23 protein-coding genes and 1 tRNA gene are annotated in these 23,826 nt (G+C 62.9%); 13 read left to right on the top strand and 11 right to left on the bottom strand.

What is annotated here, in order from left to right; translation table 11 throughout:
- Positions 1-128: 128 nt before the first annotated feature.
- The 6 genes from ACK4HJ_RS21390 to ACK4HJ_RS21365 form a co-directional block, all read right to left on the bottom strand.
- Positions 129-824 carry an ABC transporter ATP-binding protein gene (locus ACK4HJ_RS21390; RefSeq protein ID WP_409835313.1) on the bottom strand — a complete coding sequence of 232 codons (696 nt, stop codon included), beginning with the start codon at positions 822-824 and terminating at the stop codon, positions 129-131.
- Position 825: 1 nt separating this feature from the next.
- Entirely contained in the window at positions 826-1,611 is a 786-nt protein-coding gene (locus tag ACK4HJ_RS21385) for an ABC transporter ATP-binding protein (protein ID WP_409835311.1), read from the bottom strand.
- A gap of 2 nt (positions 1,612-1,613) precedes the next feature.
- Positions 1,614-2,942, bottom strand: a complete 1,329-nt coding sequence (locus ACK4HJ_RS21380; protein ID WP_409835309.1) for a branched-chain amino acid ABC transporter permease — start codon at positions 2,940-2,942, stop codon at positions 1,614-1,616.
- A gap of 4 nt (positions 2,943-2,946) precedes the next feature.
- Positions 2,947-3,900, bottom strand: a complete 954-nt coding sequence (locus ACK4HJ_RS21375; RefSeq protein WP_409835307.1) for a branched-chain amino acid ABC transporter permease — start codon at positions 3,898-3,900, stop codon at positions 2,947-2,949.
- Positions 3,901-3,971: 71 nt separating this feature from the next.
- Complete coding sequence (locus tag ACK4HJ_RS21370) at positions 3,972-5,204, bottom strand: branched-chain amino acid ABC transporter substrate-binding protein (RefSeq protein WP_409835306.1); 1,233 nt, start codon at positions 5,202-5,204, stop codon at positions 3,972-3,974.
- Positions 5,205-5,391: 187 nt separating this feature from the next.
- Positions 5,392-7,035: a 3-(methylthio)propionyl-CoA ligase gene (locus ACK4HJ_RS21365; protein WP_409835304.1), complete on the bottom strand. Its 1,644-nt coding sequence runs from the start codon at positions 7,033-7,035 to the stop codon at positions 5,392-5,394.
- 149 nt (positions 7,036-7,184) lie between these two features.
- Here ACK4HJ_RS21365 and ACK4HJ_RS21360 point away from each other — a divergent pair, with 149 nt between their 5' ends.
- Positions 7,185-7,871 carry a Crp/Fnr family transcriptional regulator gene (locus ACK4HJ_RS21360; protein WP_409835302.1) on the top strand — a complete coding sequence of 229 codons (687 nt, stop codon included), beginning with the start codon at positions 7,185-7,187 and terminating at the stop codon, positions 7,869-7,871.
- 148 nt (positions 7,872-8,019) lie between these two features.
- Here ACK4HJ_RS21360 and ACK4HJ_RS21355 read toward each other — a convergent pair whose 3' ends face one another.
- Positions 8,020-9,726: a carboxylesterase/lipase family protein gene (locus ACK4HJ_RS21355; RefSeq protein ID WP_409835300.1), complete on the bottom strand. Its 1,707-nt coding sequence runs from the start codon at positions 9,724-9,726 to the stop codon at positions 8,020-8,022.
- Positions 9,727-9,939: 213 nt separating this feature from the next.
- Here ACK4HJ_RS21355 and ACK4HJ_RS21350 point away from each other — a divergent pair, with 213 nt between their 5' ends.
- The 6 genes from ACK4HJ_RS21350 to ACK4HJ_RS21325 all read left to right on the top strand — a co-directional run bounded on the left by ACK4HJ_RS21350 (position 9,940) and on the right by ACK4HJ_RS21325 (position 14,700).
- The gene (locus ACK4HJ_RS21350; protein ID WP_409835298.1) at positions 9,940-10,977 is read left to right on the top strand and encodes an AraC family transcriptional regulator; all 1,038 of its coding nucleotides are present in this window, start codon (positions 9,940-9,942) and stop codon (positions 10,975-10,977) included.
- Between the two features lie 66 nt (positions 10,978-11,043).
- Positions 11,044-12,528 carry a protein adenylyltransferase SelO gene (locus tag ACK4HJ_RS21345; protein WP_409835296.1) on the top strand — a complete coding sequence of 495 codons (1,485 nt, stop codon included), beginning with the start codon at positions 11,044-11,046 and terminating at the stop codon, positions 12,526-12,528.
- Positions 12,525-12,938, top strand: a complete 414-nt coding sequence (gene msrB, locus ACK4HJ_RS21340; RefSeq protein WP_409835294.1) for a peptide-methionine (R)-S-oxide reductase MsrB — start codon at positions 12,525-12,527, stop codon at positions 12,936-12,938. Before ACK4HJ_RS21345 ends, msrB begins: the two co-directional genes overlap by 4 nt.
- A gap of 46 nt (positions 12,939-12,984) precedes the next feature.
- The gene (locus tag ACK4HJ_RS21335; protein ID WP_409835292.1) at positions 12,985-13,530 is read left to right on the top strand and encodes a septation protein A; all 546 of its coding nucleotides are present in this window, start codon (positions 12,985-12,987) and stop codon (positions 13,528-13,530) included.
- A gap of 36 nt (positions 13,531-13,566) precedes the next feature.
- On the top strand, positions 13,567-13,830 hold the full coding sequence (locus ACK4HJ_RS21330; protein WP_409835290.1) for a BolA family protein: 264 nt from the start codon (positions 13,567-13,569) through the stop codon (positions 13,828-13,830).
- An 84-nt stretch (positions 13,831-13,914) separates the two neighbouring features.
- The gene (locus ACK4HJ_RS21325) at positions 13,915-14,700 is read left to right on the top strand and encodes a peptidylprolyl isomerase (protein ID WP_409835288.1); all 786 of its coding nucleotides are present in this window, start codon (positions 13,915-13,917) and stop codon (positions 14,698-14,700) included.
- Positions 14,701-14,816: 116 nt separating this feature from the next.
- Here ACK4HJ_RS21325 and ACK4HJ_RS21320 read toward each other — a convergent pair whose 3' ends face one another.
- From ACK4HJ_RS21320 to ACK4HJ_RS21305, 4 genes are all read right to left on the bottom strand, one after another.
- Entirely contained in the window at positions 14,817-15,617 is an 801-nt protein-coding gene (locus ACK4HJ_RS21320; RefSeq protein ID WP_409835287.1) for a heparan-alpha-glucosaminide N-acetyltransferase, read from the bottom strand.
- Positions 15,618-15,748: 131 nt separating this feature from the next.
- A tRNA-Pro gene (locus tag ACK4HJ_RS21315) sits at positions 15,749-15,825 on the bottom strand.
- Positions 15,826-15,940: 115 nt separating this feature from the next.
- Positions 15,941-16,189, bottom strand: a complete 249-nt coding sequence (gene infA, locus ACK4HJ_RS21310) for a translation initiation factor IF-1 (protein WP_409835285.1) — start codon at positions 16,187-16,189, stop codon at positions 15,941-15,943.
- A 239-nt stretch (positions 16,190-16,428) separates the two neighbouring features.
- On the bottom strand, positions 16,429-17,451 hold the full coding sequence (locus ACK4HJ_RS21305) for an HPP family protein (protein ID WP_409835284.1): 1,023 nt from the start codon (positions 17,449-17,451) through the stop codon (positions 16,429-16,431).
- Positions 17,452-18,087: 636 nt separating this feature from the next.
- On the opposite strand from ACK4HJ_RS21305, the gene ACK4HJ_RS21300 reads away from it, so the two are divergent.
- From ACK4HJ_RS21300 to ACK4HJ_RS21275, 6 genes are all read left to right on the top strand, one after another.
- A complete protein-coding gene (locus ACK4HJ_RS21300; RefSeq protein WP_409835282.1) occupies positions 18,088-19,275 on the top strand; it encodes an ABC transporter substrate-binding protein in 1,188 nt (395 codons plus the stop codon).
- 191 nt (positions 19,276-19,466) lie between these two features.
- Positions 19,467-20,108, top strand: coding sequence for a LysE family translocator (locus ACK4HJ_RS21295; RefSeq protein WP_409835280.1), 642 nt, complete (start codon positions 19,467-19,469; stop codon positions 20,106-20,108).
- A 23-nt stretch (positions 20,109-20,131) separates the two neighbouring features.
- Positions 20,132-20,995: a branched-chain amino acid ABC transporter permease gene (locus ACK4HJ_RS21290; protein WP_409835278.1), complete on the top strand. Its 864-nt coding sequence runs from the start codon at positions 20,132-20,134 to the stop codon at positions 20,993-20,995.
- An 82-nt stretch (positions 20,996-21,077) separates the two neighbouring features.
- On the top strand, positions 21,078-22,082 hold the full coding sequence (locus ACK4HJ_RS21285; protein WP_409835276.1) for a branched-chain amino acid ABC transporter permease: 1,005 nt from the start codon (positions 21,078-21,080) through the stop codon (positions 22,080-22,082).
- Entirely contained in the window at positions 22,075-22,848 is a 774-nt protein-coding gene (locus tag ACK4HJ_RS21280; RefSeq protein ID WP_409835274.1) for an ABC transporter ATP-binding protein, read from the top strand. Before ACK4HJ_RS21285 ends, ACK4HJ_RS21280 begins: the two co-directional genes overlap by 8 nt.
- Positions 22,848-23,564: an ABC transporter ATP-binding protein gene (locus tag ACK4HJ_RS21275; RefSeq protein WP_409835272.1), complete on the top strand. Its 717-nt coding sequence runs from the start codon at positions 22,848-22,850 to the stop codon at positions 23,562-23,564. The genes ACK4HJ_RS21280 and ACK4HJ_RS21275 overlap by 1 nt, the downstream gene beginning before the upstream one ends.
- Positions 23,565-23,826 lie beyond the last annotated feature (262 nt).

Here is a 23,826-nt window from a genome sequence, read left to right as displayed (position 1 = left end):
TCGCCTTGGTGGCTTGCATGCGCAAGCTGCTGACGATGCTTAACGCCATCGCTAAGCAAGGCTCCGCATGGAATCCAAATCACCATTGCGCTTGACTTCCAAGACGGTTGCTCAGGGGGATCGCTCTGCTACACCTCCAGCCATTCCTTGCGGATGTAGTTATCCGCCCGAAGGCTGTCCGGCGTTCCCTGGAACACGATGGCGCCGTGGCCCATCACCAGTGCGCGGTCGGAGATCTTCATGGCAATGGTGAGCTTCTGCTCGATGAGCAGCACCGAGATGCCCCGGGTCTTGATGGTCTGCAGGTACTGCCCCACCAGCTCCACGATCTTGGGCGCCAGACCTTCGGTGGGCTCGTCAATGATGATCAGGTCCGGGTCGCCCATGAGCGTGCGGCACAGCGTGAGCATCTGCTGCTCGCCGCCCGACATCACACCTGCCTCGGTGTGCTGGCGCTCCTTGAGGCGCGGAAACAGCTCGTACATGTCGTCAAACGACCAGCGGCTACCTTTGCCGCTGCCCTTCTGCCCCAGCAGCAGGTTCTGGTGCACGGTGAGGTTGGGAAACACATCCCGGCTTTCGGGTACGTAGCCCAATCCCAGGTGGGCGATTTCATACGCCTTCTTGCCGTTCAGAGGCTGCCCCTTCCATTCGAGCCGGCCTTCCCAGTCCACCAGGCCCATGATCGCCTTGGCAGTGGTGGAGCGGCCCGATCCATTGCGCCCGAGCAGGGCCACGATCTCGCCGGGCTGGATGTCGAACGTGACGCCATGCAGCACATGGCTCTTGCCGTAGTAGGCGTGAAGATTTTCGATTTTCAGCATATCAGTGTCCCGCCCCCTGCTCGTCGGCCACCGCCGAGCCCAGATAGGCCTCTTGCACGCGCTGGTTGGCGCGCACCTTCTCGGGGGTGTCGAAGGCGATCACCTCGCCATACACCACCACGGCGATCTTGTCGGCCAGGCCAAACACCACGCCCATGTCGTGCTCCACTGTGAGCAGCGTGCGGCCCTCGGTCACCTCCTTGATGAGGTGGATGAAGCGTGTGGTCTCGCTCTTGCTCATGCCGGCCGTGGGCTCGTCCAGCAGGATCACGTTGGCGCCGCCTGCGATGGTGATGCCGATCTCCAGCGCGCGCTGCTCGGCGTAGGTGAGGTTCATGGCCAGCGTGTCGCGCTTCTTGTCGAGCTTGATCATCTCCATGAGCTCTGTGGCGCGCTCGTTGGCGTCGCGCAGGTTCGACAGGAACCGGAGGAAGGTGTACTTGTAGCCCATGCTCCACAGCACGCCGCAGCGCAGGTTTTCAAACACCGACAGCTTGGGGAAGATGTTGGTGATCTGGAAACTGCGCGACAAGCCCATGCGGTTGATCTCATAAGGTGGCAGCCCGTTGATGCGCTGGCCGTTGAGGATCACGTCGCCGCTGGTGGGGGCGAAGCGCCCGCTGATCAGGTTGAACAAGGTGGACTTGCCCGCGCCGTTGGGGCCGATGATGGCCACCCGTTCTCCGGGCGCCACGGCCAGATTGGCACCGCGGATGATCTCCGTCTTGCCGAAGCTCTTGCGCAAGTCACGCAGTTCGAGCGCATAGGTAGCGTTTTCAGCGGCCATGGTCACGCAGCCTCCCCGCGCTTGATTTCATGTTCTATTTCCTCCTGGATGCGGCTCCACTGCTTGGCGAACTGGCGCCGGCACAACTCAAACAGGCCAAAGCCCGTAATCATTACGAACACGGCACCGAACCAGCTGGTGAAGCTTTTCGCGTCAATCGTTGCGCCCATGAAGCTGAGCTGCGAACCCAGCGCGGCGTTGAGCTGCAGGTGATAGGTCATCTCGATCATGCAGGCCGCGCCCATGGCGCCCACCAGGCCGGTGCCCGCGAGCGCGAGGTACGACGTCCACAGCTGCCCCAGCTTTCCATACTTGGCCAGTCGCAGGTTCATCATGATCAGGCTGGCGATGCCGCCCGGGGCGTACATCACCATGAACAAGAAGACCAGGCCCAGGTACAGCAACCAAGCCATCGACAGCTCGGACAGCAGCACCGACGCCAGCACCAGCAGCACCGCGCCAATGATCGGGCCGAAGAAGAACGTGGCCCCGCCCAGGAAGGTGAACAGCAGGTAGCCACCGGAGCGGATGACGCTCAGGCTGTCTGCCCCGGTGATGATCTCGAAGTTGATCGTGGCCAGCCCGCCGCCGATGCCGGCAAAGAAGCCCGCGATGATGAAGGCGAAATAGCGGACGCGCTGCGTGTTGTAGCCAATGAACTCCACACGCTCGGGGTTGTCGCGCACCGCATTCAAGATGCGGCCCAGCGGTGTACCCGTGAACGCGAACATGGCGGCCGTGCACACGAAGCAGTACGCCGCAATCAGGTAATAAACCTGGATGGCGGGGCCGAAGCTGATACCGAAGAACGGCTTGCCGTAAACGCGATCGGTGGTGATGCCGCCCTCGCCTCCAAAGAACTCGGGGAACATCAACGCCATGGAGGCCACGAGTTCACCGATGCCCAGCGTGATCATGGCAAACGTCGTGCCCGATTTCTTGGTGGTAACGAAGCCCAGGATGATGGCAAAGAACGCACCGGCCAGACCTCCCACGAGCGGAATCAGAACCAGCGGAATATTGACCGTGCCCTTGGTCGCCATGTTCATCGCATGGATGGCAATGAACGAGCCCAAGCCTGTGTACACCGCATGACCGAAGCTCAGCATGCCGCCCTGCCCCAGCAGGATGTTGTATGAAAGGCAGATGATGATGAGATAGCCAATTTGCGACAACATGGTGAGCGCCAGGCTGCTGCGAAACAGCATGGGCGCCACGATGAGCATGACTGCAAACAGCGTCCAGATGACGAACCGGCCCACGTTGAATGGCTTGAACCGGTAGTGCGACGTGGCCGTATGGACAGCAGGATGGGTGGTTGTGGAATTCATGGTGTCAGTCCTCCCGCTTGCCCAACAGGCCCTTGGGGCGGAAGATCAGGATCAGCACGAGGAACAGGTAGGGAAGGATGGGCGCCACCTGCGAAATCGTGAGCTTGAGCAACGGGTAGCCGAAGGTTTGCTCGGTGACGGCCACACCTACGGCACGGAAAGCATGGATGAGCGAGTAGTCCAGCGCCACGGCAAAGGTCTGTACCAGCCCGATGAGCAGCGATGCCAGGAAGGCGCCTGCCAGCGACCCCATGCCACCCACCACCACCACCACGAAAATGATGGAGCCCACCGACGCCGCCATGGCGGGTTCGGTCACATAGGTGTTGCCGCCGATGACGCCGGCGAGGCCCGCCAGCGCGGCGCCACCGCCAAACACCAGCATGAAGACGCGCGGCACGTTGTGTCCCAGCGCTTCCACCATCTCGGGGTACTTGAGTGCGGCCTGGATCACCAGGCCAATGCGGGTGCGCGTGAGCAACAGCCACACCGACACCAGCATGACCAGCGCCACCAGCATCACGAAGGAGCGCGATTTGGGGAACTGCGTGCCGTAGAGTGAGAACAACGGCCCCTGCAACTGCTCAGGCAGACCGTAGGGCACTGTCGAGCGGCCCCACACCAGCTGCACAATTTCCAGAATGAGGTATGACAGACCGAAAGTAACCAGCAGTTCAGGCACGTGGCCGAACTTGTGCACACGACGCAGGCAGTAGCGCTCGAACGCGGCCCCCAGCGCAAACACCGCCAGAGGGGCCAGCACAAGCGCCGGCCAGAAACCCACCACCCCGGAGATGGTGAACGCGAAATAGGCCCCCAGCATGTAGAAGCTGGTGTGTGCAAAGTTGAGCACGCCCATCATGCTGAAGATCAACGTGAGGCCGGAGCTCAGCATGAACAGCAGGAGCCCGTAGCTCACGCCGTTCAGCAAAGAGATCACGAAAAACTCAGGATTCATTGGAATTTTTCATTGCAAGGTAAAAAAAAGGCCCGATGAGGTCGGGCCTGGAAGGTCAGTGACCGAGGAGGTTACGGACGCTTCATCTGGCACGAGGTGGGCGTGCTGGCCACGTAGGGCTCGTAGTACTTCACAGGCACAAAGGTGTGGCCCGTGCCTTCAGAGTCGATAGGGTGCTTGGCATCGGTCTTCTCCCACTTGGAGATGAACAGGCCTTGCTGCAACTGATGGTCGCTCTTGCGCATCTCCACTTCGCCGTTGAAGCTCTTGAACTTCATGCCTTCAAAAGCAGCAGCCACTTTCACAGGGTCGGTGGACTTGGCCTTGACGAAGCCTTCAGACAGCATCGTGAAGGCGTGGTACACGGCGCCGGTGTACATGTCGTCGTTGAACTTCTTCTTGTAGTCCACCACGATCTGGTTCAGCGGGCCGGGCAGGTTCATGTGGGCATACGCCACCATGTACACGCGGCCGGCGGCTGCGGCGCCCATGGCGGTGGGGCTACCGGTCACGGAGCCGTAGTACGTGTAGAACTTGACGTTGTTCAGGCCCGCATCGTTGGCCGCCTTGATAAGCAGCGCCAGGTCAGAACCCCAGTTGCCGGTAATCACGCTGTCAGCACCCGACTGCTTGATCTTGGCGATGTAGGGCGAGAAATCACGCACCTGGGCCAGGGGGTGCAGGTCGTCACCCACGAACTGCACGTCGGGGCGCTTGCGCTGCATCATCTCCTTGGCGTACTTGGATACTTGGTGGCCGTGTGAGTAGTTCTGGTTGATCAGGTAGACCTTCTTCACATCCGGCAGGTCCTTCATGTAGGTCGTCAGCGCTTCCATCTTCATGGATGTGTCTGCGTCCAGGCGGAAGTGCCAGTAGCTGCACTTGCTGTTGGTGAGGTCTGGGTCCACGGCAGCGTAGTTCAGGAACAGGACTTCCTTACCGGGATTGCGCGCGTTGTGCTTCTCCAGCGCGTCCATGATGGCCAGTGCGGGCCCCGAGCCATTGCCCTGCACCACATAGCGCGCACCCTGGTCCATGGCAGAGCGCAGGGCGCTGGTGGTTTCCTGCGGACTCAGTTTGTTGTCGATGCCGATGATCTCGAATTTGACGCCGGCAGGGTTCTTCTTGTTGAACTCTTCAGCGATGAATTGGAAGCTCTTGAGCTGGTTCGTTCCCACGGCTGCCATCAGGCCAGACAGAGGGTCGAGCCAGGCGATTTTGACCGTCTCGCCCTTTTGGGCGAAGGCCCCGCCAGCGCTTGCCAAGATTACCGAGGCTGCTACAGCCTTAATAGCGAACTTCATGCTTTTGTCTCCTTGTAAATCGACACAACGCAGCGTACCGCGTTGCAACAAAGCGATGCTCAGGGATTGCCCCTACCAGCGTCGCACACGTGACTGGCGCAGCGCTCCCCCGAGCGCGCACCAGCCTGGGGCAGTGCAAGAAATGGCGATCGCAAACGATGCGCACACATGCATTGCCCCACCCTGATCACAGGCCGGGAAGCTTGTAATCCTTGAGCTGTTCACGCAGTTTGGTCTTGAGCATCTTGCCCGTGGCACCCAGCGGAATGGCATCGACAAACACCACGTCATCGGGGATCTGCCACTTGGCCGTCTTGCCTTCATAGAAGGCCAGCAGCTCTTCGCGCGTCACCTCTGCACCGGGGCGCTTGACCACGGCCACGATGGGGCGTTCGTCCCACTTGGGGTGCGGCATACCCACACAGGCCGCCATGGCAATGGCGGGGTGCGCCATGGCGATGTTCTCGATGTCAATGGAGCTGATCCATTCGCCGCCAGACTTGATCACGTCCTTGCTGCGGTCGGTGATCTGCATGAAACCGTCGGCGTCGATGGTGGCCACGTCGCCCGTGGGAAACCAGCCGCGGCCCTGGGCGTCCTTGATCAGCGGATTGCCGCCTTCGCCTTTGAAGTAGCTGTCAACAATCCAGGGCCCCTTGACCAGCAGGTCGCCATAGGTTTTGCCGTTCCAGGGCAGCTCATTGCCGTCGCCGCCGACAATCTTCATGTCCACACCGTAGATCGCGCGGCCCTGCTTTTGCAGGATCTTCATCTGCTCGTCCTTGGGCAGCGCTAGGTGCTTGTTTTTGAGCGTGCACAGCGTACCCAACGGACTCATTTCCGTCATGCCCCAGGCGTGGAGCACTTCCACGCCGTAATCTTCCTTGAACGCGTGGATCATGGCCGGTGGGCAGGCCGATCCGCCGATCACTGTGCGGCGCAAGGTGGAGAACTTGAGGCCCGCGGGCTTCATGTGACCCAGCATCATCTGCCACACGGTAGGCACACCCGCGGCGTAGCTCACCTTCTCGGCCTCGATGAGTTCATAGATCGACTTACCGTCCATGGCCGGACCCGGGAACACCAGCTTGCAGCCGGTGAGCGCGGCCGAGTACGGAATGCCCCAGGCGTTGACGTGGAACATGGGCACCACGGGCAGCACGGAGTCGCGCGCAGACAGGCACATCACGTCGGGCAGCGCGGCGGCATAGGCGTGCAACGTGGTCGATCGGTGGCTGTACAGCGCGGCCTTGGGGTTGCCCGTGGTGCCGCTGGTGTAGCACATGCTGGATGCGGAGTTCTCGTCGAACTCCGGCCACGCGTAGTCAGACGAATGCGCGCCAATCCATTCTTCATAGCTCGCGAGGCCTGGCACGCCGGAGTCGGCGGGCAGCTTGTCGGCATCGCACAGCGCCACCCATTTCTTCACGCTGGGGCACTTGGCATGCACGGCCTGCACCAGAGGCAGGAATGTAAGGTCGAAACACAGCACCTGGTCTTCCGCGTGGTTGACGATCCAGGCGATCTGGTCGGGGTGCAGGCGCGGATTCACCGTGTGCAGCACGCGGCCGGAACCGGAAACGCCGAAGTACATCTCCATGTGCCGGTAACCATTCCAGGCCAGGGTCGCCACGCGGTCACTGAACTGCAGCTTCAGGGCATCCAGCGCATTGGCCAGCCGGCGCGCTCGTGCAGCGAGGTCACGATACGTGTAGCGGTGGATGTCGCCCTCTACGCGGCGCGAGACGATCTCGGAATCGCCGTGGTGGCGTTCAGCGAACTCGATCAGCGACGAGATCAAAAGCGGTTGGCTCTGCATCAGGCCCAGCATGAATGCTCCTTGGATGTTGTAGTGAATGGAAAGATCATCGTAGCGCGGCAGTGTGCGCTGCGTGTGCTGGGTTGCCAACACCTGTCGCCCCGTTGACAAACGCACAGGGAATACCCTCCCCGCACAGCCAAACGGGGACAATGCGGCACATGCTCTGCTTTGCGCCCACCGCCCAGCGATTTATCGAATCCCAACCCTGGTTTGCCAGCGTGCCGAGCGCGCTGCAGGCGCGGCTGCGCGCGGAGGTGTTTTCCACCCAGGCCGACAAGGGCGAAGTGGTGATGCCCGCCGGCAGCCCCGTGCTGGGCTGGCACGCGGTGTTGTCGGGGCTGGTGATGCTGCAAAGCCCGGCCAGCAAGGGCCGGTCGTCCGCCTTCATCGGCGTGCCGGATGGCGAGTGGTTTGGCGAGGGCTCGGCCATGAAGCCCGAGCCCCGCCGGTACCACGTGGTGGCCCTGCGGCCCACCACCCTGCTCTGCCTGCCGCTGCCGCTGTTCAATGCGTTGCGCGATACCCACCTGGCGTTCAACCAGTTTCTGGTGCTGCATCTCAACATGCGGCTCGGGCAGGCCATGACCATCATAGAGGCCGGGCGCACACAGTCCACCGAGCACCGGGTGGCGTTGTACCTGAGTCGCTTGTTCTGGCGCAGCACGCGCCGGCTCAACCTCACGCAGGACGAGCTGGGCCAGCTGGTGGGCCTGTCGCGCCAGACAGTGAACCGCGTGCTGCGCTCGCTGGAAGAGCTCGGCATCGTGTCGCTGGATTTTGGCAAGGTGGCCATCGTGGATGACGACGCGCTGGGTGCATATCTCGCCGCTACTGCTGCAACATGAGATAGAGCTCCCCCGGAGTCGCCCGCACGGCTTGGCGGTCCTTGCACGGGGGCGCTGGCCCCGGCAGCGCCAGGATCGTGGCTGACTGGCGATAGACGCGCAAAGGAACACTGGCGTGACATGGGAAAAGGCATCAGGCTCCGGATCCTCACTGAACGCTCAGGCGCGTGGCCTTTTGGTCCGCGTCGAAGATGAACTTGCGCGGCCAGGGCTGCCATTCCTGCCCCAGCCCCGCGTGGTTGGGATTGCCGGTGTGCACAAAGGCACGCACGCTGTCCATCATCACAGCGGAAAGCGCCAGACGACCCGGCTGGTTCGCGGTGCTGTTGGCCGCCTTGGCCAGCAGCGACGGGCCGAAGTTGCCGAACACAAACGGCAGGTCAAAGCCGTGGGCCGCACCGTACACATCGTTCCAGGGTGCGGGCTGCTGGGCCCAGTTGAACTGGTAGCTCCACACCGTAGACTGCTGCGCACGCAAGCTGCCCAGCAAGTTGTCCCGGCTCGGGTCGATGAAAGCCGCGCCCAGCATGCGCATGCGGGCGTTGTAACCGGTAGCGGGCGTCGTCACGGGCAGGTACGAGGGGTCGAGGATGTCCGCCACCGTGAGCGACGTGGGCGCATCGGGGTTAAATGCTTGCGTCATCGCAAAGCGCTCGGCATCGCTGATCTTCATGCCCGGCTTGCCCCCCAGCAGGGCCAGAAAAGGCGCAAAGAGCTTGGCCTCGTCCAGCGTGTAGCCCGACAGGACAGGCACCTTGTGGTAGCGGCCGGCTCCGATCTCGGCCATCGGGTCCACCGGAATCACCACGCCATCGGGGATGGGCCCCGAGCCGGTGAGCCCGCTCGCAAGCACGGTCTGCAGCAGCACACGGCCATCTTTGCCGCGCAGGTAGCTCGCAGTCTGTGCGGGCGTCCAGCCCGCGACCAGCGTGGCAGCCGAGGCAGCGTCGGGTGCCAGTCCATCGGCCACGGCCAGCGCCGCCAGCAACGCCCCCGCCTGCGCTGCGTAGCGGGATTCCGGGTTGAGCGTTGGAATGGCGCCCGGCGGCAGATTGCCGGGCAGCGAAATCCCCGCACTGATGGGCAGCACCTTGTGAAACAGGCCCGTCGCTGCCGGCGCCGTCAGCAAGGCCAGCACATTGGTAGCCCCGGCGGATTGCCCCATCAACGTGACGTTGGCGGGGTTGCCGCCGAACCGCGCGATGTTGCCCTGGATAAAGCGCAGGGCCTGGATGTTGTCCAGCAGCGCATAGTTGCCGCTGTAGGCCTGGCTGCCCGTGTGCAATGCGGGCAGCTGAAAAAAGCCCATGACATCCAGCCGGTAGTTGGCCGTGACCACCACCGCGTTGGCTTTGCGGGCCAGCGCGGCGCCGTCATACACGGGGTCGGCCGTATAGCCCGAGATACCGCTGCCGCCATGCAGGAACAGCAGCACGGGCAGGTTGTCCTGCGCGTTGGCCGGGCGCCAGATGTTCAGGGTCAGGCAGTCTTCATTGCCGACAGGCTTGCCCAAGGTCTGGCCGATGGTGTCGTCAAACCTGTTGTTGGCACCCGGTCCATACAGCCGGCCCATCTGCAGGCAAGCATTGCCAAAGCGGGTGGCGTCGCGCTCGCCCGTCCAGGCAGCAGGATCCACTGGGGGCTGCCAGCGCAGATCGCCCACTGGCGGCTTGGCAAAGGGCAGTCCCTTCCAGGCGTAAGTGCCGCTTGCGCCGCTGTCATCCACGCCGCGCACCGTGCCATACGCGGTCTGGCGCACCTCGGGTGCCGAGCCAGCGCCACCACACGCAGCCGCGCCCGCCAGCACCGCCGCCAAGGCGGCGCACCACCGCCAACGCTTGTGAAAATCAGCCATGTCTTGTCTCCTGTGTTTTTTGGTTAGGGTCAGCCCTTTTTTGCGAAGCGTCACACTTGCGGCAGGGCCCGACCTCGGCGACGATTGTGTGAAGGCATTGCCTCTGGCCCACTATCGCAACCGCGCCAACACAGTGACTTCAGACCACCACCCCCGCGTTAACCCTGAGCGCATACAACGCCTTGTGCCCCCTCAACACCCCATGAACCAACCATGACCCAACGCACCAGCTCCGCCGCGTGGGTGCGCGGCATTGCGGACATGTTCGCAGCGCAAGGCCTGCCAGCGGCCGCGCTGTGCGCAGAAGCCGGCATCGATCTGCCCATGCTGGTCAAAGAGCCGCAGACACGCGTGGACGTGGACCGCGTAAGCCGCCTGTGGGAGGCTGCAGCACTGCGTCACGGGCAGCCTGGTTTGGGCCTGTCGCGTGACCTGGCGGCGCGCTACGGCAATGTGGATCTCGTGGGCTATGCGCTGGCTTCAGGCCCCAACCTGCTCGTAGGGTTTGAACACCTGCAGCGGCAAATGGCCTTGATCTCGGACGCCACCTGCTTCGAGATGGCGCGCGACCCGCGCGGCCAGGGCTACTGGCTCACGATCAGCCATATTGGCGCCACGCGGCCCGTGCCGCGTGAGCGCATCGAGTTCGCGGTGCTGACGCTGTTCACCTTGTGCTGCTGGCTGACACGCCGCGAACTGCAGCCTTTGGCCATGGACCTGACGACGCAGCCACCGCAGGACGACAGACCTTACCGCGAGGCCTTTGGCGTGTTGCCCCGGTTTGGCCAACCCACCAGCCGCTTCCTGCTGTCCGAAGCGGCCCTGCGCTCGCCCATTCCCACCCACAACCCCGTGCTGTGGGCCTTGCACGAGCGGCTCGTCGAGACCGAACTGAACCAGCTCGGCCAGACGCTGACCAGCACCCGCGTGCGCACCGAAATTGCCCGCGTGCTTCACCGCGGAGAACCCCGCCGCGATGACATCGCCGCGCGCCTGCACCTGACCGACCGCACGCTGCAGCGTCGCCTGCAGGCCGAGTCGGTGTGCTATCAGCAGCTGCTGGACGACACCCGCCGCGAACTGGCCCGCCAACACCTGGGCGACGAGCGCCATAGCTTGGCGGAGATTGCCGACCTGCTGGGTTTTGCCGACCAGAGCAACCTGTTCCGTTCCTGCAAGCGCTGGTTTGGCATGCCGCCGGGGCAGTACCGCTTGCAGCTATTGGAAGCCGCATCTGAAGCGCCCTCCTGAGCCTGCCACCCGGACCGCAAGGCCTTGCCGGCTTTGTGCCATCCACGGTGCGAGACAATGGCGGCCATGCATCCGAGTGCCGACCACAGCGAGACCGCCGCCAACCTGGACCTGCGCTGGAACCACGGTTTCGCCGCCTTGGGCCCCGCTTTCTATACCGAACTGCGCCCCACCCCGCTGCCCGCGCCCCATTGGGTGGGCACCAGCGCCGACGTGGCGCGCCAGATCGGGCTCGATCCGGCCTGGCTGGGCCGAGACGAAGCGCTGCAGGCTTTTTCCGGCAATACGCTGCTGGCCGGGTCAACGCCCCTGGCCAGTGTGTACAGCGGCCATCAATTCGGCGTGTGGGCCGGGCAGCTGGGCGATGGCCGCGCCATTCTGCTGGGCGAAACGGCCAACGGCCACGAGGTCCAACTCAAGGGCGCGGGCCGCACGCCCTATTCCCGCATGGGCGACGGCCGCGCAGTGCTGCGCTCCAGCATCCGTGAGTTCCTGTGCAGCGAGGCCATGCATGGCCTGGGCATCCCTACATCGCGCGCACTGTGCATCACCGGCTCACCCGCGCCGGTGCGGCGCGAAGAGATCGAGACGGCGGCCGTGGTGACGCGGGTGGCGCGCAGCTTTGTGCGCTTTGGGCATTTCGAGCACTTCGCAGCCAACGGGCAGGAGGCGCAGCTGCAGGCCCTGGCCGACTATGTCATCGACCGCTACTACCCGGAATGCCGGGACAGTGGTGCGTCGGCAGGCAATGCGAATTCGGCCTTGCTGCAGGCGGTGAGCGAGCGCACCGCGCGCCTCATGGCGCAGTGGCAGGCCGTTGGCTTTTGCCACGGCGTGATGAACACCGACAACATGAGCATCCTGGGCCTGACCATCGACTACGGGCCCTTCCAGTTTCTGGACGCCTTCGTGCCCGGCCATGTGTGCAACCACAGCGATACGCAAGGGCGGTATGCCTACAACCGCCAGCCCAATGTGGCGTACTGGAACCTGTTCTGCCTCGCTCAGGCTCTGTTGCCTCTGATTGGAGACGAGGAGCAGGCCAAGGCAGCCCTGGAGTCGTACAAGAGCGTGTTCCCGCAGGAATTCATGGCCCGCATGCGCGCCAAGCTGGGCCTGACGGTGCAGCGGGAGCAGGACGCCTCCCTGATTGACGGCATTCTTCTGTTGCTAGCCAGGAACGGGGTGGACTACACCATTTTTTGGCGCCGCCTCTCTGATGCGGTGCGCAGCAACGACTTTGAACCCGTGCGCGACCTGTTTGCCGACCGCGCGGCTTTCGATGTCTGGCTGCTATCATATTCAGAGCTTCCAGCGCATGATGGTAAAGCGCTAGACGCCGATTTGATGCTAAAAACAAATCCCAAGTTCGTGCTGCGCAACCACCTGGGCGAGCAAGCCATCCGCGCCGCGAAACTCGGCGACTTCAGCGAACTCCAAACCCTGCAGCGACTGCTGGAGCGCCCGTTTGAAGAGCACCCCGGGCACGACGCCTATGCTGCCTTCCCGCCCGACTGGGCATCTTCCATCGAGATCAGCTGTTCATCATGACCCACCCCATCCAGAAGTCCGACGCTGAATGGCAAGCCGTGCTGCGCGAAAAAGGCGCAGAACCAGTGGCCTTCCAGGTCACGCGCCATGCCGCCACCGAGCGACCCTTCACCGGCAAGTACGAAGCCCACTGGGCTGACGGCAGCTACCACTGCATCTGCTGCGGCGCCAAGTTGTTCGACTCGGTCACCAAGTTTGATGCGGGCTGCGGCTGGCCCAGCTTCTCGGAAGCCGTCCCCGGCGCCATCACCGAAATCGTGGACCGCAGCCATGGCATGGTCCGTACCGAAACGGTGTGTGCACAATGCGGGGCCCACCTGGGCCATGTCTTTGAAGATGGGCCTGCCCCGACCGGCTTGCGTTACTGCATGAACTCGGCATCGCTCGACTTCGAGTCCGGCAAGGACTAGCTGACTGATGTTTGGCGTATTGCCGGCCGAGACTCTCTCCTGACCCATGAAAATTCTGATCGACTTCTTCCCCATCCTGCTGTTTTTTGGGGCCTACAAGTTCTACGGCATCTACGTCGGCACGGCCGTGCTGATGGCCGCCACCGTGGTGCAGATGGGCCTGATCTACGCCATCGACCGCCGCCTGCAAACCATGCACAAGGCCACGCTGGTGCTCATCCTGCTGTTCGGCACCCTCACGCTCGTGCTGCAGGACGACCGCTTCATCAAATGGAAACCGACGGTGCTGTACGGGGCCATGTCGCTGGCGCTGGCCGTGGCGCTGTGGGGCCTTCGCAAAAACTTCCTCAAGATGCTGCTCGGCAGCCAATTGGAGCTGCCGGACACCGTCTGGAACCGCCTGAACGTGGCATGGATTGCCTATTGCGCTTTCATGTCTGCCATCAATGCCTATGTGGTCATGAACTTCAGCACCGAAGCCTGGGTGGATTTCAAGCTGTGGGGCTATGTTTTCCCCTTGGTGTTTCTGGTGGCCCAGGGCTTCTACATCGCACCGCACCTCAAGAGCGACAGCGATGAGCCCGCTGCATGACGGACCGGCAACAGCGCGCACGACAAGCTCCTCTTCATGATCTCCACTACCGCCGCCCAGATGCAGCAGGCGCTGCACGACCGCTTGGCCCCCACCCAGCTCGAAGTCATTGACGAAAGCGCCGCCCATGCGGGCCACGCAGGCGCCAACGGCACCGGTTTTGGCACCCATTTCCGGGTGCGCATTTCGTCACCTTTGTTTACCGGCCGTCCCCGAGTCGCCCAGCACCGCCTTGTGTATGATGCGCTGCAAGAATTTATTGACCAAGGCGTCCACGCCCTCGCCATTGAAGTTCTCTGAGCCGGCACATCTCTGCTTCATGTTGCCGGAACTCATTCGGCACAAATCAGCCTAAAACTACCCCCTTATCTTTTTGGATTTCGCATGAAGAAACAGCTCCTGTCCGGCCTTGTGGCCGCTGCCGTGCTGGGCACCGTGGCCCTGCCCGCTTCCGCCCAGAACATCGCCATCGTCAATGGCAAGGCCGTGCCCAAAGAGCGCGCCGAAGTGCTCAAGAAGCAAGTGGAACGCTCGGGCCGCCCCGTGACGCCGGAAATCGAAGGCCAGATCAAGGAAGAAGTGATCGCCCGCGAAATCTTCATGCAGGAAGCCCAGAAGCGCGGCCTGGAAGCCTCGGCCGACTACAAGGCCCAGATGGAACTGGCCCGCCAGACCATCCTGATCCGCGAGCTGTTCGCCGACTACCAGAAGAAGAACCCCGTCACCGACGCGGACATCAAGGCCGAGTACGACAAGTTCGTGGCCGCCAACAGCGGCAAGGAATACAAGGCGAGCCACATCCTGGTGGAGAAGGAAGACGACGCCAAGGCGATCATTGCCGCCATCAACAAGGGCGCCAAGTTCGAAGACATCGCCAAGAAGCAATCCAAGGACCCAGGTTCCGGCGCTAAGGGCGGCGACCTGGACTGGGCGGCTCCCGCCAACTACGTGGGCGAGTTCAGCGACGCCATGGTCAAGCTGGAAAAGGGCAAGATGACTGAAGTGCCGGTAAAAAGCCAGTTCGGCTACCACATCATCCGCCTGGACGACGTGCGCGAAGCCCAGCTGCCAAAGCTGGAAGAAGTGAAGCCCCAAGTGGCTGAACAGCTGCAGCAGCAAAAGCTGGTGAAGTTCCAGGAAGACTTGCGCGCCAAGGCCAAGATCCAGTAAGAACTCACGAGCGCGCGCGACGCCCGTCCCGGGCTGCGATGCGCTCTACCCAACTAAAACGCGGCCCAGGCCGCGTTTTTTTATGCCCCAACGTACCGCAGCGCGGGGCCACGCGCTCACCGCCCCAGCATCCACCCCGCTGCCATGAGCCCGCCGATCATGACCGGCTGGTGCACCATGTAATAGCTCAGGCTCCAGCGTCCCAGCACTGCAAGGGGCGCCAAGAGCGCAGGCACCGGCATGCGCAACCAGGCGCTCTGGTGGCGCAGCGCCCACTGCCCTGCCGCAAGCCCCCACCACATCACCCCCAGCCAGGGCAAAACCGGCACGTAGTCTTCGGTATACGGCTTGCGGGAGACGAGGCCAAGCCAATTGAGTGGCTTGCTGTTGAACGCAGCAGACGCCTCCGCCCAAGGCCCGGACAGCAGCGCGTGCGCGACCGTTGGCAGCGCCACCGCAATCAGCCCGGCCAGCCAGAGCCAGCGTCCCCATCCCGCCGTGAGTCTTGCCACGATGAGCATCACCGCCATGCCGTGCAGCACCCCGAAATAGATATAGCTCTGCGGGAACATCACGACCGACCCCGCGGTGACCAACAACGCGCAACCCACAATCTGTGCCCAACGGCGGCCAAAACGCGACCATCCCTGGCCCTGTTGGCATGCGATAGCCTGTCCCAGCCCGGCACAGAAGAGAAAGAGGCTGACGATGACCGTGCGTTGCGTCGTCCAGAACGGATCGGCGCGAAAGTTCTGCGGCCAGTAGCCAAAGTGGCTCAGATCAAAACAGAAATGGAAAACCGTCATCCAGACCATGGCCAACCCGCGCAAGGCATCCACCGCGTCGTAGCGATGAACTGCGCGATGGGGTGCGGATGGAAGAGGAGAGGCGAAGGAGGAAAGCGCGGAGGTCTTCATGCAGGCGGTGGGCGCGACACAGGTGAAGCACCGCATTTTGCGCTACGGGTGTGTGTCGCAATACTGGGCGGCTTGGATACCACACGGCATGAAAAAAGGCCTTGCAGCACTGCTGCAAGGCCTTCAAACATTGGTCGGAGCGGCGGGATTCGAACTCGCGACCCTCTGCTCCCAAAGCAGATGCGCTACCAGGCTGCGCTACGCTCCGACAGCTCGTATTCTAACCCGGCAAATTTCTCATTTTGGTTTGAACGACCACTTTTTGAAATATTTTTGGAGCGACGTCGCCGAACACTGCGAGATTGCCGATCGGCTAACGACGGCTATCGCGAAGCAGGACCCGGGCCGCGGCCGGCCAGGTGACGGAAGGTGATGCGGCCCTTGGTCAGATCGTACGGCGACATTTCCAGCGACACCTTGTCGCCCGCCAGGATGCGAATGTGGTGCTTGCGCATCTTGCCACCGGTATAGGCGATCAATTGATGGCCATTGTCCAGCGTGACGCGAAAACGCGAGTCAGGCAAGACTTCCGTGACGGAGCCTTGCATTTCAATCAGTTCTTCTTTGGCCATGTTCTATCTATCTCTTCAAACAAATATTCTGTGATCGGCGCCCGAGCGCTGCTGGTGCACCTCCACCACGGCAGAGGCAGCGTGGCCTGGGAGAGGCACACGGTGCATGGCAGGCGGTGGGAGTCGCTGCACCCGGGGCGCAGATCAGGCAGAGGGCCGGGGAGACGGCTTCAATGGACAGCGTGAGCGCTGTGCAAAGCCTGTCAATTGTACCGCGATGTACCCTGTCGTGCCTATGGTCAGGGCAGCGGGGGCTCGGCAGGTGCGAACTGTGGTGCGTTACGGCCCTGAGCCACACGCTCTTCGTCATGCCCCTGCACTGTGGCGGCCAGCGTACGCACCAGGTCGGTCTGGGTGATCATGCCCACCAAACGCGCCTCCACATCGACAATGGGAATGTGGTGATGGCCGCCTTGTGAAAACAGCGGCACCAAGTCCATGGCGTGCTGGCCTACGCGCGCTACCTGCACTGGGGACGCCATGATTTCGCCAACCGTGCCGGGCTGGCCGCTGCGGCCCTTGACCAACGTCCGCAGGCGCTGGCCCAGCCCTTCGTGCACATCCAGGTTCGCCAGCCGCATGAAGTCAGCCACCGTAATGATGCCGACAACCCAACGCTCAGCATTCACCACCGGCAGGGCCTTGATCCCCTCCGCACGCATGAGGGCCCAGGCTTCCTTGAGCGACACCCCAGCCTCCACGGCAAACGGCGGCTTCGACATGATGTCCGAGCAGCGCAAGTCGCCCAGCGTCCGCTGGAATGCGGCCCGCCCCGCCAGGTGCAGCAAGCCCTCTAGGTCGGCGCGGCTCACATCCAGCACCTGGTTGTAGTGCGCCAGAGCCGCATCCACGTCCGCGGAGGTAAAAGCCCCGCCAGCGATCTCCCCACTGGGCCGCGTGCGCTGCGGATGCGGATATCTGCGGCCCGTGAGCGTGTTGTAGGCCACCGCAGCCACCAGCAACACCAACACATTGAAAAGGATGGGAAAAGCGGCAAGACGCCAGCCGCCGCCTGCGTTGAGCACCATGTACAGCGCCATCGCCCCTCCGGGTGGATGCAGGCACCGCAAGGGCACCATCAGTGCAATGGCCAACCCCACCGCAAGCGCACCGGCCAGGGCCACGTCAGGGATGACCGCGGCACACCCTGCTCCTACCAGGGCCGATAAGGTGCTGCCGCCCAACACAGGCCAGGGTTGCGCAAACGGACTGGAGGGCATGCCGAACACCAGCACGGCACTGGCTCCCAGCGAGGCCATCATCCAGGGGCCACTGGTACCTCCCTCGCCCCACCACCGACTTAGCACCGCCGTAAGAAGCACCCCAACGACCGCCCCTGCGATGAACCGCACCCGCTCGCGCCCGTCGATCTCGAGGGGCGCGGGCCAGAACGCGCGAAGCCACCGAACCACCCGGGCGCGCAGATCCGTAGAAAGCAATAAAGGCGTGGACTGGGATGAGGATGTAGGCATGCGGACGAAGGAAGGGCGAGCAGGCTGAGATACCCTGATGGAAAACCATCCGGCCTCGGGAGGGACGGAATCAATGCGCGGCAACGGCGCAGGCGCGCCGGTGCTCCCATTTTGCAACCGACCGTAGCGACAAAGGTGACTGATCGGGAATTTCGAAATCCGCCATCACGTGCACCGCCCCCTCTGGAAACTACCTACGCCAAAACCCGAAACCTGAGACACGAATTTAAATGCACAACATATACTGATCAAATTAATGACATGCACTTTAATTCATATTCTCACGCTTCGTGCTTTTGTGCCGGGGCAGATTGCCGCACTCGGTGTCCGTGACGCTCCCTTCGGAACGGTACGGGTAAGCCATAGGTGTGCACTGCCGGACGCATGGAGTAAATTACTTTAAGCCTAAACAAAGGAGCCTCTTCCATGACGACTCGCCGCCTCGTTCTCACCCGCAGTGCCGCCCTTGTGGGCGCGGCCTCCTCGGGCTTGCTGCTGCCCTCCATCGTGCGTGCACAAAGCGGCAAGGTGCGCGTGGGATTCATGCTGCCCTACACCGGCACCTTCGCCCAATTGGGGGTCGCCATCGAAAACGGCGTGCGCTTGGCCATTGATCAGCAAGGCGGCAAGCTGGGTGGGCGTGACATCGAATGGTTCAAGGTGGACGACGAATCCGAGCCCAGCAAAGGCGTCGAAAACGCTAGCAAGCTGGTGCAGCGCGACAAGGTTGATGTGCTGATCGGCACCGTGCACTCCGGCGTGCAGATGGGCATTCAAAAAGTAGCGCGCGATACGGGAGTGCTCAACCTCATCCCCAATGCGGGCGTCCATGCCGCGACGCGTGCTCTTTGCGCGCCTAATGTGTTCCGCACCTCTTTCAGCAACTCGCAGCCCACCTTGGCCTTGGGCAAAGCGATGGTCGAAAGGGGCCACAAGAAAGCCGTGTGGATCACCTGGAAATACGCGGCCGGGGACGAAGCCTTTGAGGGCTTCAAGGAAAGTTACACCAAGGCTGGCGGCACCATCATCAAGGAGCTGGGCCTGCCCTTTCCGAACGTAGAGTTTCAAGCGCTGCTCACCGAAATCGCCGCGCTAAAACCCGACGCCGTGGCTTGCTTCTTTGCCGGCGGCGGCGCTGCCAAATTCATCCGCGACTACGCCGCTGCAGGCCTCAAGGACAAGATTCCGCTCTACGGCTCCGGCTTCCTCACTGAAGGCGTGCTCGACGCAGCTGGCCCGGCGGCCGACGGCATCATCACCACCATGCACTACAGCGACTCGCTGGACACACCGCGCAACAAGCAGTTCCGCCTGGAATACGCCAAGACCTTCCGTACCCAGCCCGACGTGTATGCCGTGCAGGGCTACGACACCGGCCTGCTGCTGGTGCAGGGCGCGAACGCCGTCAAGGGCGACCTTTCTGCCAAGCCTGCGGTCATCAAGGCCATGGAAAGCGCCACCATCGACAGCCCGCGTGGCAAGTGGACCATGAGCAAGTCGCACAACCCCGTGCAGGACATCTACCTGCGCCAGGTGGAAAACAAGGAAAACAAAGTGATCGGCGTGGCTGCCAAGGCGCTGGCCGACAGCGGCGCCGGGTGCCGCATGGGTTGACGACCGCGGGCCGGCACGAACGCTTACTCCTCCGCGCTGATCCGGTCCGGTGACCATACGCTCAACGGGGCGCAGGGGCGGGCAGCGTGCCCGCTCTGCGGCTTTGACACAATGCACCGCCGGCCCCGCGGGGCGGGTGCGTCCTGCCGCAGTTCTCGCAGCGGTAGCCCCCTTCCATCTTCCTGTGCCCCATGTCACTCAGTACCTACCTGCTCTACCTGGCTGCCGTCGCGCTGCTGGTCCTTTCGCCCGGCCCAACGATGCTCATGTGCATGACCCACGCCCTGCAGTACGGGCCGCGCAAAGCCATGGCTGCAGTTGCGGGCAGCGTCACGGCCGTTCTGGGCACCATGCTGCTGTCGGCCTTGGGTCTTGGCGCCTTGCTGGCGGCGTCTGAAACCGCGTTCTGGGTGCTCAAGGCCGCTGGCGCCGCCTACTTGATCTGGCTAGGGTTCAAGACCTTTCGCAGCCGGGCCACGGTGTTCGACCAGTTGCCTGCCACCGACGCGCCCGTACGTGCCGCCGTGCCAGCCCACAAGCTGTATGTGCAAGGCCTCATCGTGGGCGGCAGCAACCCCAAGGCCCTGCTGTTCTTCACCGCCTTTTTTCCGCAATTTCTGAACCCGGCTGCGGCCTGGGCGCCCCAGTTTGCCGTGCTCGCCGCCACGTTTGTGGCAATTGAATTCACCGTGCTCACGCTGTGTGCGGTGGGCGTGGCGGGCCTTGCGCCGGTGCTGCGACAGGGCAGCCGCATGCGCTGGTTCAACCGTGTCTGCGGGGGGCTCTTTGCGCTGATGGGCACCTTGCTGCTGGCGTCGCGCCGCGCTTCGTAAACCTGCGGGGCCCGCCACATACCATGGACTTCGCCACCTTCCTGATCCAGCTGCTCAACAGTGTTCAATACGGGCTGCTGCTGTTCATGCTGGCAGCCGGCCTCACGCTGATCTTCGGGATCATGGGCGTGGTGAACCTGGCGCACGGCAGCTTCTACATGCTGGGCGCCTATCTTGCTTACTCGTTATCGGGGCAATTCGGCAGTCTCACGCTGGCCATCCTGGGCGGTGCGGTGCTGGCCGTGGTGTTCGGGCTGGCGTTGGAATGGCTGCTGTTTCGCCACTTCTACCACCGTGACCACCTGGACCAGGTGCTGCTGACCTTCGGCCTGATCTATATCTTTGAAGAACTGCGCTCGCTGCTGTGGGGTGACGATGTGCACGGCGTAGCCATTCCGCAGATGCTCAACTGGTCCATTCCCCTGACCGACACGTTGTCCTACCCCGTCTACCGGCTGTTCATTTCGGGCATCTGCCTGGCACTGGCGGCCGCGCTGTACCTGCTGATCTCCAAAACCCGGTTGGGCATGAAGATACGGGCAGGTGCATTCAACCGCGACATGGCGGAGTCGCTGGGCGTGAACATCAAGCTCATCCACGCCATCGTTTTTGCGCTGGGCGTGGGCTTGGCAGCCGTGGCGGGCATGGTGGCCGCGCCGGTGTCCAGCGTGTACCCCAACATGGGTTCGTCGGTGCTGATCATGTGTTTTGTGGTGGTGGTGATCGGCGGCATTGGCTCGGTGCGCGGCGCCCTCATCGCGGCGCTGCTCGTGGGGCTGGTGGACACCTTTGGCAAGGTGCTGTTGCCGTCGGTGGCGGGCATGCTGGTCTATATGTTGATGGCAGCGGTGCTGCTGTGGAAACCCGAAGGTCTTTTCAAGCAATGATTACCCCCACGCTCATCGCTTCGTGTATTTCGCTTCGCCCCAAGGGGGCCTTCGCTGCCTTTGGGCGGCCCGGCGGCAGCTCATGAGCTCGCCCCGCGCCAACATCGAAGTGCTGCCCCGCAGCGCGCAGTTCACGCTTGTGCTCGGCCTGGTGGCCCTGCTCGCCTTCCCTTTTGTGGGCAGCGATTTCTACGTGCAGATGGTCACGCGCATGATGATCATGGCCATCTTCGCGATGAGCCTGGATTTGCTGCAGGGCGTGACGGGCCTGGTGTCCCTGGGCCACGCCGCATACTTTGGCGTGGCAGGCTACGCGCTCGCTTTTCTCACGCCTGCCGATGCGCCTGTGAGCCTGTGGTGGACGCTGCCCGCCGCAGTCGCGGGCTCGGCACTGGCGGCGCTGGTCATCGGCTTCTTCGTGGTTCGCACCCACGGCATCTACTTCATCATGGTCACCATGGCGTTTGCGCAGATGGTGTTCTATCTGTTCTTCGACAACAAGGTGCTGGGTGGCTCCGACGGGCTGTACATCAACTTCCGGCCCGATGCTTCCATTCTGGGCTGGCTGCCGTTTGATCTGGAGAGCCGCAAAACCTTCTACTACTTCACGCTCGCACTGGTAGTGATCGTCTATGCGCTGTTGCGCCGCCTGCTCTGGAGCCCGCTCGGCCGGGCGCTGGCGGGCATCCGCATCAACGAGCACCGCATGCGTGCCATGGGTTTCGGCACACAGGGCTACAAGCTCACCGCCTTCACGGTGGCAGGCGCACTGGCCGGTCTGGCGGGCTACCTGTGGGGGGCGCAGACGGGTTACGTCAACCCCGAGCTGATGGGTTTTCACATGAGCGCGCACGCCATCATGATGGTGATTCTGGGAGGCATGGGCAACTTTGCGGGCGCCATCGTGGGGGCCTTCGCGTTTGAGTACCTGCTGCACGTTTTCAAGGACATCACCAAACACTGGCAACTGCTCATGGGCGGCTTCATCGTGCTGGTGGTTGTGGCCGCACCGCGTGGCCTGCTTGGAATGCTGGCACGTCGCAAGGGCACGGCAACAGCTGCGTCGGAGGGCTCGCACCATGGCTGAAGTCCTGCTGTCTGCAAAGCAGGTCACCAAACGCTTTGGCGGCCTGGCCGCCGTGAACGGCGTATCGGTGGATCTGTGGAAGGGCCGAATCCACGCGGTGATCGGCCCCAATGGCGCCGGCAAGTCCACGCTGACCAACCTGCTCTCGGGCGACCTTCCACCCAGCTCTGGCCAGGTGCTGCTGCATGGCACCGATGTGAGCGGCTGGGCGCCTGAACGCATCTCGCGCCAGGGCCTGGGGCGCAGCTACCAGAAGACCAACATCTTCCTGCCGCTGACGGTGCACGAAAACGTGCGCCTGGCCGCGCAGTCGCGCGACCCGCAGCAGCCCTGGAACCCGTTGCGCTGGTGGCCGGACACGCGCGCATCCACTATCAAAAACAGAGCTACCAGCGCACGCCTGGAAAGCGCCATCGAGCTTTCTGGCTTGAAAGACCGGCGCATGGCGATTGCGGGCGCCATGAGCCACGGCGAGCAGCGCCAGCTTGAAATTGCCATGACACTGGCCACCGAGCCCCGCGTGTTGCTGCTCGACGAACCCCTGGCGGGCATGGGGGTGGCCGAAGCGGAACGCATGGTCGAGTTGCTGCTGCGCATCAAGCCGGAACACGCCATCATGCTGGTGGAACACGACATGGACGCGGTTTTCGCGCTGGCCGACCGGCTTACGGTAATGGTCAACGGCGAAGTCATCGCCCACGGCACCCCTGCTGAGGTGCGCGCCGATGAGGGCGTGCAAGCCGCCTACCTGGGAGAAGACCACTGATGAGCAGCGCACCCTGGATCGACGCCCGAGGCATTCACACGTTCTATGGCAGCAGCCACATCCTGCACGGCATCGATTTCACCGTGGGCCAGGGCGAAACCATCGGCCTCATGGGACGCAACGGCATGGGCAAAAGCACCTTGCTCAAGTCGCTGATGGGCCTGGTCAAGCCGCGCTCCGGCACCGTCTCGGTGGCAGGCCAGGACATGACCGGAAAGCCACCCTACGAAGTCTCACGCCTGGGCATCGCCTATGTGCCCGAAGGCCGGGGCATCTTCGGCAACCTCAGCGTGGTGGAGAACCTGCAGATGGCCGCCCGCGCGGGCACACGCGGCCAGCGCGACTGGACCTATGAGCGCGTTCTGGAGACTTTTCCGCGCCTGAAAGAGCGCCTCTCTCATGGCGGCCAGCAACTCAGCGGTGGCGAGCAGCAGATGCTGACCATCGGCCGCGCGCTGATGACCAACCCCGATGTACTCATCCTCGACGAAGCCACCGAAGGCCTGGCGCCGCTGATCGCGCGCGAGATCTGGCGCATCTGCAGCCTGATCAAGGACAGCGGCATCAGCAGCGTGATCGTGGACAAGAACTGGAAACACGTCACGCAGATCACCGACCGAAACGTGATTCTGGTGAAAGGACAGGTCGTGTTCGAAGGCACGTCGGACGCGCTGCATGCGCAGCCCCAACTCCTGGAACAGTATCTGGGCGTGTGACGGACACGCACGCGAAGAGGAAGACAGCTGTGGCCCAAACCAGTCAACTCTGTGCGAGGTGCAGGGGCATGGGTGACCATTTGCGGGATCAGTGATGTCGCGGCGCGTGGGGTAAACCCCTCAGCGATCCATCCACTCTAAGCGCGCCCCAACCACTCCTCTATTAATAGCTTTCAGCGCTGTACCATCAAGCGCTAGAGGCCAATTTGACTGGTAGTTTACGCTCCCAACTACCAGCCCCACCCTCTTCCCGCACGGCCCC

The organism is Acidovorax sp. (assembly GCF_046294525.1).
In the GTDB taxonomy this organism is placed as follows: domain Bacteria; phylum Pseudomonadota; class Gammaproteobacteria; order Burkholderiales; family Burkholderiaceae_C; genus Acidovorax.
The sequence above is the reverse complement of the archived record's forward strand: the minus strand, read 5'-3'. Positions and strand labels throughout refer to the sequence as shown.